At 48.9% G+C, this 14,866-nt stretch carries 14 protein-coding genes; 8 read left to right on the forward strand and 6 right to left on the reverse strand.

Features of this window, described 5'->3' with window-relative positions; translation table 11 throughout:
- The first annotated feature begins 2 nt into the window (after positions 1-2).
- The 8 genes from murD to ftsZ all read left to right on the forward strand — a co-directional run bounded on the left by murD (position 3) and on the right by ftsZ (position 10,206).
- Positions 3-1,361, forward strand: a complete 1,359-nt coding sequence (murD, locus tag KFF44_RS05790; protein ID WP_255938098.1) for a UDP-N-acetylmuramoyl-L-alanine--D-glutamate ligase — start codon at positions 3-5, stop codon at positions 1,359-1,361.
- Positions 1,358-2,509: a putative lipid II flippase FtsW gene (ftsW, locus tag KFF44_RS05795; RefSeq protein ID WP_255938100.1), complete on the forward strand. Its 1,152-nt coding sequence runs from the start codon at positions 1,358-1,360 to the stop codon at positions 2,507-2,509. Before murD ends, ftsW begins: the two co-directional genes overlap by 4 nt.
- A complete protein-coding gene (gene murG, locus KFF44_RS05800) occupies positions 2,509-3,633 on the forward strand; it encodes an undecaprenyldiphospho-muramoylpentapeptide beta-N-acetylglucosaminyltransferase (protein ID WP_255938103.1) in 1,125 nt (374 codons plus the stop codon). The genes ftsW and murG overlap by 1 nt, the downstream gene beginning before the upstream one ends.
- Positions 3,630-5,039, forward strand: coding sequence for a UDP-N-acetylmuramate--L-alanine ligase (gene murC, locus KFF44_RS05805; protein WP_255938105.1), 1,410 nt, complete (start codon positions 3,630-3,632; stop codon positions 5,037-5,039). Before murG ends, murC begins: the two co-directional genes overlap by 4 nt.
- Positions 5,039-6,034 (forward strand): UDP-N-acetylmuramate dehydrogenase, encoded by a 996-nt coding sequence (gene murB, locus KFF44_RS05810; RefSeq protein ID WP_255938107.1) that lies wholly within the window; start codon positions 5,039-5,041, stop codon positions 6,032-6,034. Before murC ends, murB begins: the two co-directional genes overlap by 1 nt.
- Positions 6,031-6,828 (forward strand): cell division protein FtsQ/DivIB, encoded by a 798-nt coding sequence (locus tag KFF44_RS05815; RefSeq protein WP_255938109.1) that lies wholly within the window; start codon positions 6,031-6,033, stop codon positions 6,826-6,828. Before murB ends, KFF44_RS05815 begins: the two co-directional genes overlap by 4 nt.
- 128 nt (positions 6,829-6,956) lie before the next feature.
- The gene (gene ftsA, locus KFF44_RS05820; RefSeq protein ID WP_255938112.1) at positions 6,957-8,213 is read left to right on the forward strand and encodes a cell division protein FtsA; all 1,257 of its coding nucleotides are present in this window, start codon (positions 6,957-6,959) and stop codon (positions 8,211-8,213) included.
- 91 nt (positions 8,214-8,304) lie between these two features.
- On the forward strand, positions 8,305-10,206 hold the full coding sequence (ftsZ, locus tag KFF44_RS05825) for a cell division protein FtsZ (RefSeq protein ID WP_255938115.1): 1,902 nt from the start codon (positions 8,305-8,307) through the stop codon (positions 10,204-10,206).
- A 50-nt stretch (positions 10,207-10,256) separates the two neighbouring features.
- On the opposite strand, the gene KFF44_RS05830 is transcribed toward ftsZ, so the two are convergent.
- The 6 genes from KFF44_RS05830 to folB form a co-directional block, all read right to left on the reverse strand.
- Positions 10,257-10,697 (reverse strand): GNAT family N-acetyltransferase, encoded by a 441-nt coding sequence (locus tag KFF44_RS05830; protein WP_255938117.1) that lies wholly within the window; start codon positions 10,695-10,697, stop codon positions 10,257-10,259.
- 83 nt (positions 10,698-10,780) lie between these two features.
- Entirely contained in the window at positions 10,781-11,224 is a 444-nt protein-coding gene (locus tag KFF44_RS05835) for a molybdenum cofactor biosynthesis protein MoaE (RefSeq protein ID WP_255938119.1), read from the reverse strand.
- A gap of 6 nt (positions 11,225-11,230) precedes the next feature.
- On the reverse strand, positions 11,231-11,485 hold the full coding sequence (gene moaD, locus KFF44_RS05840) for a molybdopterin converting factor subunit 1 (protein ID WP_255938122.1): 255 nt from the start codon (positions 11,483-11,485) through the stop codon (positions 11,231-11,233).
- Positions 11,486-11,497: 12 nt separating this feature from the next.
- On the reverse strand, positions 11,498-12,049 hold the full coding sequence (pgsA, locus tag KFF44_RS05845) for a CDP-diacylglycerol--glycerol-3-phosphate 3-phosphatidyltransferase (protein WP_255938125.1): 552 nt from the start codon (positions 12,047-12,049) through the stop codon (positions 11,498-11,500).
- A gap of 123 nt (positions 12,050-12,172) precedes the next feature.
- Positions 12,173-14,065: an excinuclease ABC subunit UvrC gene (uvrC, locus tag KFF44_RS05850; RefSeq protein WP_370691123.1), complete on the reverse strand. Its 1,893-nt coding sequence runs from the start codon at positions 14,063-14,065 to the stop codon at positions 12,173-12,175.
- Between the two features lie 353 nt (positions 14,066-14,418).
- Positions 14,419-14,844 carry a dihydroneopterin aldolase gene (gene folB / locus KFF44_RS05855; protein ID WP_255938130.1) on the reverse strand — a complete coding sequence of 142 codons (426 nt, stop codon included), beginning with the start codon at positions 14,842-14,844 and terminating at the stop codon, positions 14,419-14,421.
- Between the last annotated feature and the right edge of the window lie 22 nt (positions 14,845-14,866).

Consider the following 14,866-nt stretch of genomic DNA (forward strand, 5'->3'; position numbering starts at 1 on the left):
GGTTGATTGAAGCACGAACATATCAGGGGAAAACAATCGGCGTATTCGGGCTTGCACGCACAGGTGTCGCGGCGGCGGAGGCCTTGATTGCGTCTGGTGCTGAAGTTTGGGCGTGGGATGATAACACTGAACGCACTGCGTCAGCCCCCTTCGACACGGTCAACCTACATACTGCAAATTTTAATGACCTTGATGCATTGTTGCTGGCCCCCGGGGTGCCGCTTACGCACCCTGAACCGCACGCACTTGTTAAAAAAGCCCAAGAGGCTGATGTTAGGATTATAAGCGATTTTGATGTTTTTGAAGGTGGGCGGAAAGACCTGCCAGCGCATCAAACAGTTGCTATCACCGGGACGAATGGAAAATCCACAACAACAGCCCTGATAACCCATATGATCGCAGAATGCGGCAAGCCTTCTGTTATGGGCGGAAATATCGGTACGGGGGTTTTGACGCTTGACCCGATGCCAGAAGGCGGCGTGTATGTTTTTGAAATGTCTTCCTTTCAGCTTGATATCACAAGTGATTTTCGCCCTGATATATCAGTCCTTTTGAACATGACACCTGATCATCTTGACCGACACGGTGACATGGATGGTTACGCAAAAGCAAAAGGTCGGATTTTTGAAATTCAGGATAAAAACGCGAAAGCCGTTATCAGCGTGGATGACGAATATTCGCGCTCGTTTGCAAAACAGTATTCTGACCGAACTATTCCTGTGTCGGTTAAGGTTATCTTGGATAACGGTATATCCGTTCAAAATGGTGTTTTGCACGACAGGTTGGATGATAATCATCAAAACTACAACCTTCTGGATGCAAAAACCTTGGTAGGTGAACATAATCACCAGAATGCAGCAGCGACCTACGCGGTTGGAAGGCTATTGCGCTTCGATGGTGCTGCAATCGTCAATTCCTTTGCGTCCTTTCCTGGTTTAACCCACAGGCAGGAACTTGTGGCAGAATTGGATGGTGTTCGCTTCATTAATGATAGCAAGGGAACGAACCCTGACGCTGCTGCTCGTGCACTTGATGCATTTACTCATATCCATTGGATCGCCGGTGGGCGCGCAAAAGGGGCGTTGGGGAATTCCCTTAAGGATCATCTCTCGGCTGTTAAACATGCCTATTTGATCGGTGAAAGTGCGGATGAACTTGCAGGCCTTATTGGCGACAAGGTCCCTTGTGATATGTCGGGTACTTTAAAGGCCGCGATTGCGGCTGCAAAGGAAAATGCAGCTTCGGGTGATGTGATTTTGCTATCGCCCGCCTGTACTGCCTTTGACCAGTTTCAGAATTTTGAAGACCGCGGGGATGCCTTCAAGGCAATCGTGAAAGAGTATGGGGGGCAAAATCAATGATGACATTTTCACGCGCGGATAATTCACTTCTTTCCCGCTGGTGGTGGACAGTTGATCGCTGGATGCTGGCACTTGTGTTTATTCTGATCACGACGGGTATTTGGCTTACGCTAACGGCAAGCCCTGCGGTCGCAGAACGGATCGGCCTGGATGCCTTTCATTTCGTTAAACGACAAAGTTTTTTCCTGACACTCGCCCTTATAACGGTGGTTGGGGTTTCTGTGTTGCCGATCAAATGGGTGAAAAGAATGTCGCTGATTGGGCTTCCTGTTACCGTTTTGCTTCTAATTTTAACACTTGTGATCGGACCAGAGATTAAGGGAGCGACCCGCTGGTTACAGATTGGCAGTTTCACACTACAGCCAAGCGAATTTATGAAGCCGTTTTTCATCGTAAGTATGGCATGGATATTGTCCGCGGAATTTACGGGTAAACCGATCCCAGCGAAGAAAATTGCTACATGCATTTATGCGTTCATTGCTGGCCTTTTGGTCTTGCAACCTGATTTTGGCCAGACGGTCTTGATCAGCGGTGTCTTTTTTGCGCAAATGGCGCTTGCAGGCATGCCAATGACATGGATCGTTATGTCCGGCCTTGCGGGTGTTATGGGGCTCGGCCTCGCGTATTCATTATTGCCGCACGTAGCGAGCCGGATTGATCGGTTCATCAATCCCGCAAGCGGTGATACCTACCAAACAGATAAGGCGCTTGAAGCGTTTGAAAGCGGTGGTTTGTTGGGTAAAGGGCCGGGTGAAGGGTCAGTGAAACTTTATTTGCCTGACGCGCATGCGGATTATATTTTTGCTGTTGTTGGTGAAGAGTTCGGCGCCATTGCATGCGTTATGCTTCTTTTGTTGTTCGCGGGTATTGTTGTTCGCGGCCTTGCGCACTTGTTGGATGAAGCAAACCCGTTTCGCCTTCTCGCTGCCGCAGGCCTGATCATTCAGTTTGGTTTTCAGTCGCTTATCAATATTGGCGTTAACCTTGCCGTATTACCATCAAAGGGTATGACCCTTCCTTTCATATCTTATGGCGGGTCTTCCATGCTTGCGCTTGCAATCGGTATGGGCATGGTGCTTGCGCTTACGAAACGAAATCGTTTCATTGCACCCAACACAGACATGGTGGGCTGGAAGGCGGCTGAATAATGACCTCAAAGGCAAGGCATATTGTTTTAGCAGCAGGCGGCACAGGCGGGCATATGGTTCCGGCTGAAGCGCTTGCTGATGCCTTGAAGGCGCGCGGAGAAGCAGTATCCTTGGTAACCGACATGCGCGGTGATGCGTACCGGAACATTATGGTTGATATTGACCGCATGGTCCTTCGGGCAACCAGTCATATGCGTGGTGGTATCATCGGCAAGGTTGGTTCTGTATTTTCAATCATGACAAGCTTTTTTGCTGCTAGACGGTATTTAAAAAAGGTTGGTGCAACGCAGATAGTGGGATTTGGTGGGTATCCTTCCATGCCTGTAATCCTTGCAGCACGAAGCCTTGGAATACCCTTCGGTTTGCATGAGCAAAATGCCGTCTTGGGCAGGGTTAATCGCTGGATGGCGGAAAAAGCAAGCTGGGTGGCATTAAGCAATGCGAATACAACATTAGTTCCAGAAGGTGTTCAGCAAATTCATGTCGGCAATCCGGTTCGGTCAGCAGTACAGGCGATCGCGGGTAACCCCTATCAAGCGCCAGAGGCTGCATCTGTCATCCGGTTATTTATTCTTGGAGGTAGTCAGGGGGCACATATTCTGTCCCGTGAAATACCGAGCGCCCTTGTTGCATTACCTGAATATATTCGCATGCGGTTGATTATTACACATCAAGCGCGGACTGAAGATATCGACGCCGTGAAGCGCACTTACGGCGAAGCAGGGATTAGCGCCAATGTTCAAAGCTATTTCGATGATGTCGCGTCAATCTTAGACGATACCCATTTGGTGATCAGCAGGTCTGGTGCATCAACGCTTGCAGAATTAACAGCAACAGGAATGCCCGCGATTTTGGTACCCCTCGCGATTGCAGCGGATGATCATCAAAGCGCCAACGCCAAACCACTGGGAGCAAAGGGCGCTGCCATTGTGATGGCTGAGCCCGAGTTTCGCGCACCTGCGTTAACGGAAACGTTGGAGCACATCTTGGATAGTGATGATGCGCTTTCTGAGATGGCAAAAAATATGAAATCTTTTGCGCGCCTTGATGCGGCCGAACGCCTTGCCGACACAGTATTGAATGCAAATGAAGAAACCCCAAAAGCTAAAGAGATAACGCCGTGAAAAATATCCCCTTCGACATAGGAACAGTGCATTTTGTCGGGATCGGCGGGATCGGAATGTCTGGCATCGCGGAGGTCATGCATAACCTTGGCTATAGCGTCCAAGGTTCTGACATGAGCGAGAACGCAAATGTTACGCGCCTGAAGGGGCTTGGCATCAAGGTGATGATCGGTCAAAGAGCTGAAAACCTTGAGGACGCAAAGGTGATTGTTGTTTCAACAGCCATCAAAGCCGATAACCCGGAAATGGTCGAAGCTCGTGCTCGTCATATTCCGGTTGTGCGCCGCGCAGAAATGTTGGCTGAATTGATGCGCCTTAAATGGTGTGTATCGGTTGCTGGAACCCACGGTAAAACAACAACCACATCGATGGTTGCGACGGTATTGGAAGCCGCCGGAATTGACCCGACTGTCATTAATGGCGGCATTATTAATAGTTACGGCACCAACGCGCGCCTGGGCGAGGGCGATTGGATGGTTGTGGAAGCGGACGAAAGCGATGGAACATTTGTGAAGCTTCCTGCGACGATTGCTGTTGTTACCAATATGGACGCGGAGCATCTGGATTTTTACGGTACTTTCGAGGCAGAAAAAGAAGCGTTCAAAACCTTTCTGGAGCGCGTGCCCTTTTATGGTGCCGCGATACTTTGCATCGATCATCCTGAGGTTCAGGCGCTTATCCCGCAAATATCCGACCGCAAACTTGTAACCTACGGCACATCAGCGCAGGCCGATGTGAAGGCCCATAATATGCGGACGCATGAGGGTGAGGTTACCTTTGATGTCAGTTTAAAAAGCCGCGGCGGTGATGAGGCCCGTGAAATAACGGATATTCATTTGCCGATGCCGGGGCTTCATAATGTTCAGAATGCACTTGCAGCCATTGCCGTTGGCCTTGAAATGGGTGCAACTGACGACACGCTTCGTTCGGCCTTTAAGGGGTTCGGCGGGGTGAAGCGCCGTTTCACGAAAACAGGCGTGGGCGCAGGCATTACGGTTATTGATGATTATGGCCATCACCCTGTGGAGATTGCGGCCGTTCTGAAGGCCGCGCGCGATAGTTTTGATAATAAGGTTATCGCGGTGGTACAACCACACCGTTACACACGTGTGGAAAGCCTGTTTGAAGAATTTTGTACCTGTTTCAATGACGCCGATACGGTTCTGGTATCGCCTGTTTTTGAAGCAGGTGAAAGCCCCATAGAAGGTGCTGATCAAATCGCACTTGTTGAAGGTTTGCGGGCGCATGGTCACCGCGAAGTCGATACGGTTGCAGGTGATAGTGACCTCGCGGATCAGGTGCTCAATTACGCATCTGCTGGTGATGTGGTGATCTGTTTGGGCGCAGGATCAATAACAGTGTGGGCGAATGCCCTTCCTGACGCATTGAATGAGGCAGCGGGTTAATGGCGAATTTCAACATATCAGAATTTGTTGAAGGGATGCCCCATCTGAAAGGCCGCTTGGTTGAGGGGGCACCGCTCGCGCGCCTTAGCTGGTTCAGAACGGGTGGTCCGGCTGATTTATTGTTCGAACCTGCCGGTGAAGCAGATTTGATTACGTTCCTACGGCATCTGCCAGCATCTGTTCCCTTAACGGTAATTGGTGTTGGCTCGAACCTGTTGGTGCGTGACGGCGGTGTCGAAGGTGTGGTGATCAGACTTGGTCGATCATTTGCGAATATCGAAGCACGCGGCAATATCGTCAAAGCAGGTGCGGGCGCGATGGATGTCCATGTGGCACGGTTCTGCGCCGACAAAGGATTATCGGGGCTTGAGTTTCTGGTTGGTGTCCCGGGCACAATTGGCGGGGCTGTGAAAATGAATGCGGGTGCCTATGGGCGCGAAATTGCGGATGTGTTTGTTCACACGCATGCGGTTGATCGTTTGGGCCATATTCACGAGCTTGGGCCCGATGACCTCAAGTTTGCTTATCGGAAAAGTGCCGTCACGGATGATTATATCATTTTGGGAGCGGCTTTTAAAACATCACCTGATGATGCAGAAATAATCAAAGTCCGTATGAATGAGATTACAACAAACAGGCAGGACAGCCAGCCAATTGGCACACGCACGGGCGGCAGCACATTTAAAAACCCTGACGGTATGAAGGCATGGGAGCTTATTGATCAAGCGGGATGCCGTGGCATGCGTGTTGGCGACGCACAAATATCAGAAAAGCACTGCAATTTTCTGATTAATCATGGATCGGCCAGTGCGGCTGATATCGAAACATTGGGGGAAGCAGCCCGCGACGCGGTGCGCGAAAAAACAGGCGTTACTTTGGAATGGGAAGTGCGCATCATTGGCCGCGTTGCTGCTGATGTGAATGCCGCAGCTCAGCCAACTAAAAATATGCAGAAAAATGATAATCAGGCAAACAACGAGAGGGCAAGCGCATGACAGCAGTTCTATTGAAACACCGGAAAGCCGTTGGCACGGGCTTTATGGCGCTTCTAAGCAGTTTGATGTTGATCCTGTTCCTGATCGGGAAGTTAGAGGTGGGGGCATGGTTCATGAACACCACCCGTGATGCCGGTTTTGTCTTGAATGACCTGAAGGTTGAAGGGCAATTCAGAACATCAGACAATGCAATCCTCGCACAGTTGGATATCGAAGACGGTATGCCGTTATTTGCAATTAACCTTGGGCAGATCAAAGATCGCTTGATCGCGCTTCCTTGGGTTAAGGATGCGCAGGTTGTGCGCAAGTTCCCAACTGGTTTGGAGATTAAAATAACCGAGCGTGAGCCCTATGGCCTTTGGCAACATAAGGGTGAAGTATATATTATTGACATCACTGGAACTGTTGTGAAGGGTCAGGATGTCTCAAATTACGCCTACTTGCCTTGGGTGGTTGGGGACGGTGCAGCCGCTAACGCACGCGCGCTTTTTGATATGCTCAACCTTGCGCCTGAATTGTTCGCTAATGTGAAACAGGCTGTCCGGGTCGGTGACCGTCGCTGGGATATTATTTTTAATAACGGTATTCGGGTCAAATTACCGGAAACGGCCCTGAACCCAGAGACAGAATATGGTGCAGAGGCTTCATGGCTTAGGTTTGCGAAAATCCAGAATGAGCACAAGCTATTATCACGGGAATTAAATGTTATTGATATGCGTATTTCTGATCGGGTGATCATGCGTATCACCCCCGAAGGCGAGCGTGCAATCGAAGGCAAGGAATGGGCCGCATAAGGTAAAGTTAGATTATCTGATTTTTAAGAGAGAAAGGGCTTGAATGCCGAGGGGGACAATCGTAAAGGAAAGCGCAAACGTTTACCAAAATCGTTTCCCCTAAAATTTGGAAGTTTAGAGAAAACCACATGGCTGTTAATACAGAATCCTTAATTGCTGCGATTGATGTTGGATCATCAAAGGTTGCTTGTTTAATCGCGAGGATTTCGCCTTCAAATGAAATTAGGGTTTTGGGTGTTGGCAACCGACTATGTGAAGGTGTTGCAGGCGGCGTTGTGGTCGATATGGAAGCTGTAGAGCTTGCGATCCGCGCCTCTGTGGATCAGGCCGAGAAGATGGCTGGCCGCACAGTAAGCGAAGTGTTCCTGTCTTTCTCGGGCGGAGAGCCGAAAACCCACATTGTTGAAACTGAAATTGATATTAAGGGCGAAGCTGTTACCGAAGCCGATGTCGCGAAGGTTATTGATAAAGCAAAAGGCATGATTGACGCGGGCAATGAAGCCGTTTTGCACACATTTCCGGCCGCCCTTTCGGTTGATGGGACATTTGGTGTCACATCGCCAATTGGAATGTTTGGAAATAGCCTTGGTATCGCGCTTCTTGCTGTTACGGTTCAAAAAGGCCCTCTTAAAAACCTGGAAGCCTGTATTCGCCGTGCGCACTTGAATGTTGTGGATGTTGTTTTGTCACCCTATGCGGCAGGCCTGTCCGTTCTTGATGAAGACGAACTGAAGATGGGGGTCGCTTGCGTCGATATGGGTGGGGGTACAACGGGAATTTCCGTCTTTGCCCGCGGTGCTTTGGTGCATAGCGAAGTATTGCCGCTTGGTGGTGGTCAAATCACTGATGAAGTTGCGCGCAAGTTCCTGACACCCTTTGATCAGGCTGAGCGGCTAAAAACGTTTATGGGGTCTGCGATCACTGACAGCGCGGACGCAAGGTTAGAAATCGAAGTGACGCAGGTTGGGGAAGCGACTGGCAAAGAAAATATTGCACGCATGCCCAGAAGCGACTTAACGGATCTGGTTCAAAAGGAACTGGAACTTTTGTTTGCAACGGTTGGTGAACATTTGGATGCGTCCGGGTTTTCGGGTGTCGCCGGAAGACGCGTGGTTTTAACCGGTGGGGTGGCACAAACCGAAGGTATCAGAGATTTCGCCTCCCAGATTTTAGGGCGGCGTGTTCGGGTTGGTACACCAAAAATAATTAGCGGACTTCCACAGGCTGCGCAGGGGCCAGCCTTTGCAACTACTGTGGGATTATTGCTGCATGCAGCGTCGCTTCCAAGCGAGGAACGATCCCTGAGGGAACAGGCAAAACTTCAGGAAATGCAGAAAAAAGGCCTCTTGGGCCGATTGGGTTTATGGATGAAGGAAAACTTCTAAAGAATTCCTAAAAAAATCCATAAAATATTAACCTTTTGCTAGCATTCGCGACTCGGGCGAGGTACAAAAGGTAAAACGGAGGTAACGGGCAATGTCGATTGATTTCGAAAACACAGAACTTACAGAATTAACTCCTAAAATTGCGGTAATTGGTGTTGGCGGTGCAGGTGGGAATGCTGTCAATAATATGATCACATCCAACCTTCAGGGTGTTGATTTTGTTGTCGCAAATACGGACGCACAGGCGCTTTCGAAAAGCGGTGCTGACACCCGAATTCAATTGGGTGTTGAGATCACACAAGGCTTGGGCGCGGGCGCGCAGCCAAAGATTGGTGAAGCCGCAGCCGAAGAAGCGTTAGAACGTGTTGATGAAATTCTTGACGGTTGCCATATGGCCTTTATCACCGCAGGCATGGGCGGTGGAACGGGCACGGGTGCTGCGCCTGTTATCGCCCGCCGGGCACGTGAACGCGGTATCTTAACCGTTGGGGTTGTCACCAAGCCGTTCCAGTTTGAAGGCGGCCGCCGCATGAAAATTGCGGAAGCAGGCATTCAGGAACTTGCTGGGCACGTTGACACACTCATTATCGTTCCAAACCAGAATTTGTTCCGTGTCGCGAATGAGCGCACAACCTTTGCCGAAGCCTTCAATCTTGCGGATGAAGTTTTGCATTCTGGTGTTCGCGGCATTACCGACCTTATGGTCATGCCGGGCCTTATTAACCTCGATTTCGCTGATGTTCGCACTGTTATGTCTGAAATGGGTAAGGCCATGATGGGCACTGGTGAAGCTGACGGTGAAACCCGCGCGCAGGATGCGGCAGCAGCAGCAATTTCAAACCCACTTCTGGAGGAAGCATCGCTTCAGGGTGCAAAGGGCGTTATTATCAACGTAACGGGCGGCATGGATATGACGCTTTACGAAGTTGATGAAGCCGTGAATATGGTACGCGAGCAGGTTGATCCCGAAGCCCTTATCGTGTTCGGCTCTGCGTTTAATCAGGAACTTGATGGCAAGCTTCGTGTCTCTGTTGTGGCAACAGGCATTGAGGGCGGTAACGGCGAATATATCCCGCGCCCGAAAGTTGAGAAAAAGGTTGAGCCAGCTTCTGTTGTTGAGACAGAGGCAGCACCAGCGGCGACACCGGAAAAAGTCGATGACAGCGTAATGGCTGATATCGTGGCCACGGGCGCAACCGTCAATAATCAGGAAACAGTGCAACAAGACAACCCTGCTGACGGAAACGTCGAAGCCGCAGACCGCGAAGAGGATATGTTCACAGGCGAGCATGTGGATGAAACCACTGTTGAAGCAAAAGAAACATTTGAGGAAGCTGTAGAGTCTACGAAAACGGTTGATTTTGAAATGGGTCTTGAAGACCAAGATGGCCCATCCCTGAGCGGTAATATGATCAAACGCCCAAGTGAAGAGGCGCAGGCACAGTCTGCGTCGTTCAGCGAAGAGGAAGTGATGGAAGAGCGCGCGCTCGCAGAACAGGAAATGCAGGGCGCGTTTGTGGCCGATGCCCCCATGACGCCGAAGGTTGATCAGGGATATACACAGGGCCAAGCTAATATCTTTCAGGAAGCAGCTTATGCGAGCGGCGCGAAAGATAAGGAAACAGTTGTAGAAGATCATAGCGCTGACGAGGAACAGTATGAGGCTGTTGAGCCAGCAACTGTTCAACCTGCGGAACCAAAACCGGAAGCCAAACGTAGCCTCTTTCAGTTGATGACTGCGGGCCTGCGCGGTGGCAACGAAGCCGAAGCGAAAGAAGAACTGGAGCGCGCGCCGTCAAATGATCGTGGTAGTGTTCGGATGAATTCGATCGTCAAGAAAGAACCAACGGTTTCTTCAAACGCTGGTCAGGAGACTGGTCAGGCCTCTGCATCAGTTGGCGGTGTATCCGGCGAGGACCGGCCCGCTGCTGCACCAAAGCAAGCTAAAGACCAATTGGAAATCCCAAGCTTCTTAAAGCGGCAGCAGAATTAGATACGATCTAAATTTTAAATAGACTTTTATAAAGCCGGGGTTTCCCGGCTTTATTGTTTTGAACGCCTGTAAAGATCAACATCAGACGATTTATAGGTGTCAGAGCCGTACCTTTGGAACCCTAGGTTTAAGGCAACCTTTATTGATGCTGTATTTTCTTGGTCGATGATTGCGTTAACGGTTTTCGGGCTTGGTTGGGTATCCACCCAGCTTAAAATAGCAAGCATTGCTTCGGCGGCATATCCTTGACCGCGAACATCTGTTGAAGGGCGCCAAAAGGCCTCCGGGTATTGATCGAGTTGGTCGTTGATACCGCGCTTGAAATAGGCGGTTCCTGCTTCACCAATAATTGTATGGCTGTTTTTGGCAGTGATACAAAAAGCGCCAAAATTATAGCGATGCCAATGACCAATGAAGCGAAGATATCTGGACCATATTTCTTCTTGAGAAAGAAAGTTTATGGGGCCATCTGTTTGTTTTTTCCAAAACATTAAATATTCTGAAAAATCGCAGAGGTTTATACTTTTGATCGTAAGGCGATTGGTTTGAAGGGTAATATCCATATAAAATGAGATTACCAACGTTCAAGCGCGTCATCATCGCTTGATTTGGCGTCCACCCAGTTTTCACCTTTGTTGGTGGCTTCCTTTTTCCAGATGGTTGCGTTGGTTTTAAGGAAATCCATCAAAAATTCTGCGCTTTCAAAGGCCGCTTTGCGGTGCGGGGACGCCGTGATAACAAGTACAATATTATCACCGGGTTCCATCCGGCCAACCCGGTGGATGATCGTGCAATCAAGAATTGGCCAGCGCTCATACGCGGTCGCCGCGATACGCTCCAATTCCTTTTCCGTCATGCCCGGATAGTGCTCTAATGTCATGGAACTCAGGTCGCCAAGCGTATCGCGAACAGTACCTGTGAAACTAACAACCGCGCCGATATCTGTGCGGCTTTGCCGGATCAACTCAATCTCGGCACCGATATCAAAATCATCGTTTTGAACGGATATCTTGCTCATTATTGCTTATCCACCTGTTACAGGAGGGAAAAAGGCAATTTCATCGGTGTTTGTTATGGGGCTATCAAATTTTGCATGGGTTTGATTAACGGCGGCTCGAATGAAAATTGTACTTTCAAAAGCATGTTCAAATTCACCGCCGCGAGCGCGGAGCAGCATGGCTAAGTCCTGAACTGTTTTCAGGTCCTCAGTGATTTCAATCACTTCTTCACCAAGTCCCAAACGTTCCTTAAGGGCACCAAAATAAAGTATATTTGCCACGGGTCTATCCCTTTAAACCATGTGCTTAAGGCCAGCGCGGAGGTAATCATAGCCTGTATAAAGCGTTAGTGTCGCGGCGATCCAAAGTAAGACAATACCAACATCATTCGCCGGTAAGCCAAGCTGCGGCGCACCCTTTGACCACACAAGGGCACCGAGGGCGACCATTTGGACCGTGGTTTTCCATTTAGCGAGGAAGGTTACTGGCACGCTTACCTGAATGCCTGCGAGGAACTCCCTGAGGCCAGAGACCATGATTTCACGGCACATGATGATCACGGCCGCAACAACGTGAATGCCTTCAACCCACTTAAAGGCAACAACCATCAAAATAACGGCGGCAACCATCAATTTATCAGCGATAGGATCAAGAAACTGGCCGATCTTTGATACGCTGCCGGTGGCGCGCGCCAGATAGCCGTCAAAAAAGTCTGTAATACCTGCAAGCGCAAAAAGGACAAATGCCAGATGGCTGCCGAATGGTTGTTCCAAATAAAACGAGAGCACCAGCACGGGAATTACGAAAATTCGCGACATGGTTAATAGATTGGGTATTGTCCACATAATTAATTGCCCGGTGGTCTCAGTTCTAGTTACATGCCTGAACATACCCCCTCAGCTATTCAGGTCAACCATAGTTCTGAAATCATTTGGAATTACGATCTAAATATATTTGAGCCGGACGGATTAATCCTGAAAATGGTCATAGATATGCTGGGCCATGGCTTTTGAAATCCCTTCCACGCTCTCAAGGTCTTTTACGCTTGCACCAGCAACTGCCTTGGCTGATCCGAAATGATGAAGGAGGGCTTTTTTACGTTTGGGGCCAATACCGTCCACTTCATCAAGCGGTGATTTTTTAATATCTTTTGAACGTCGTGCGCGGTGACTTCCGATCGCAAATCGGTGTGCTTCATCGCGTAGTCGTTGAAGGTAATAAAGAACGGGATCATTGATCGGCAACATAAAGGTATCATGACCGACACGGTGGAATTGTTCGCGCCCTGCGTTTCGGTCTGGTCCTTTCGATATGGCAACAACAGCAACATCATCAGCAATACCCAGATCATTCATAACGTCCATAACGGACGATAGTTGCCCTTTGCCGCCGTCAATGAGTAGCAGGTCAGGCCACATGCCTCTGTCCTTGTCGCTGTCTTCTTTGATTAGGCGTGAAAAGCGACGATGGATAACCTCTCGCATCATTCCGAAATCATCACCGGGTGTTAGCTCTTCGGACTTGATATTGAATTTTCGGTAGCTGTTTTTCATGAAGCCATCGGGCCCGGCGACAATCATACCGCCAAGCGCATTGGTGCCCTGAATATGGCTGTTGTCATAAACCTCAATGCGTTCTGGTGGGCCATCGAGATCAAACAGTTTCGCAACACCGTCGAGTAGCCTTGCTTGCCCCGCACTTTCTGCCATTTTGCGCTCCAGGGCCTCTTTTGCGTTTCTAACGCTTTCTTTTACCAGATCGGCTTTATCGCCGCGTTTTGGTACTGTAATCGCGACCTTGAAGCCCATGCGCTCACTCAGGGCATCGGCAATAAGGGTGTTTTCGTTAAGAGCATGGGACGTCAGGATTAATTTAGGAGCGGGTTTATTATCGTAAAACTGGGTTACGAACGCGGTTAGCACATCAGCAGTATCGTCATTTTTATCGTGTTTGGGGAAATAGGCACGATGACCCCAGTTTTGACCTGTTCGAAAGAAAAAGACCTGTATCCCAACCTGTCCTGCAATATTGGCTGCCGCGATAACATCGGCCTCATCAACCATTGCATTCACCATGCTTTGATGGCTTTGAATATGGGTAAGGGCCTTCAGGCGATCGCGGTAAACGGCTGCCGCCTCAAAATCGAGTGTGTCGCTTGCGGCCTGCATCGCGTCTGCGAACCGTTTTTGAATGTTTGATGTCTTGCCAGATAGAAAGGACCGTGTTTCCTCCACCATATCGGCGTATTCACTGTCGGTGACTTTATCAACACACGGTGCGGAGCAGCGCTTTATCTGATGCAAAAGGCAGGCGCGGCTTCGGCTCTCGAGCGTTGTGTCAGAACATGATCTCAGTTGAAAAACCTTCTGTAGCGTGTTCAGTGTTTGGTTTACCGAACTAACACTCGCGAAGGGGCCAAAATACTGACCTTTATGTTTTCGCGCACCACGGTGCTTGGTAATTTGTGGCCATGTGTGGTCGGTTCGCAAGAGGATATAGGGGAAGGATTTATCGTCTTTTAAAAGGACATTGAAAGGGGGCTTAAAGCGTTTGATCAGAGACGCTTCTAAAAGCAGGGCTTCGGCCTCGGTGCGCGTTGTTACGAACACCATGGATACGGTCGCGCTGACCATTCTGAGTAATCGGTTGGTCAGTCTGTTTGGTTGAGTGTAAGACGTGATCCGCTTCTTAATATTCTTTGCTTTGCCCACATAAAGAACATCCTCGTTTTTATCGAGCATCCGATATACCCCGGGGGCGGTAGGCGCGGTTTTCAAATATCCTTTGATGATGTCGATACCGGATATTTCGATCGATATATTTTCTGCCTTATCGGACAAAGCGACTTCTTCCCTCACCATTCTTTATGGGCTTTGCATACAAAACTGGGACTTTTCCGTCAAAGAATCAATGATACTTTTATGACAGTAAAAGATATCCACGAAACCTGTGGATAACTTTGTGGGTAATATGGGGGATTGGACTGCAACTATACTGTAACACTAGGGTTTTATCATTTTGCCTATTTTTTGTGCAAAAAAACTAAGTGTTTGTTTTTATTGTATTTTATCGAAGTCAATGTGATAATTTTATAAAAAATAAAAACGTAATATTGCATCTATAGTGGGTTTATTGCAGTTGTTGATTCGATGTGCACAAACCGTATAACAAAATTGTTAGCTGGTAGCAGAAAAGCTTAAATGTTACCAATATGTTAACAGGATTTATGCCGTTCAATCTCTACACCAACGCTCAGTGCACCAACGACCGCTTCCAGTTTTTCGATTTTGACCCTGGCGCCAATCACTTGTGAATTTTCAAGCGACATATCCGCAATATTTTCAGCGAGTGTTTCCACCAGATTGATATGACCCTGAGCTAGAATATTTTTAATGTTTGTTACGATCTCATTGTAGCAAACAACATTATCAAGTTGATCATCATGATGCTCTATGTTTTCACGCACGGATAGATCGACATTGATCCGGATTTTCTGTGTCGACCCTTTTTCGTGATCCCAAACGCCGATTTCAGCATCGGTTTCAAAATCACGGATAAACACATGGCGCACACCGCGTGTCGCATCTGCATACGGTAGATGCATTACATTTGTTTCATGGGTGTTGTCATCATAAGCCATAGGTGGCTCCTTCCATACGTCT

The sequence above is a fragment of the Kordiimonas sp. SCSIO 12610 genome (genome assembly GCF_024398015.1).
GTDB lineage: Bacteria > Pseudomonadota > Alphaproteobacteria > Sphingomonadales > Kordiimonadaceae > CANLMI01.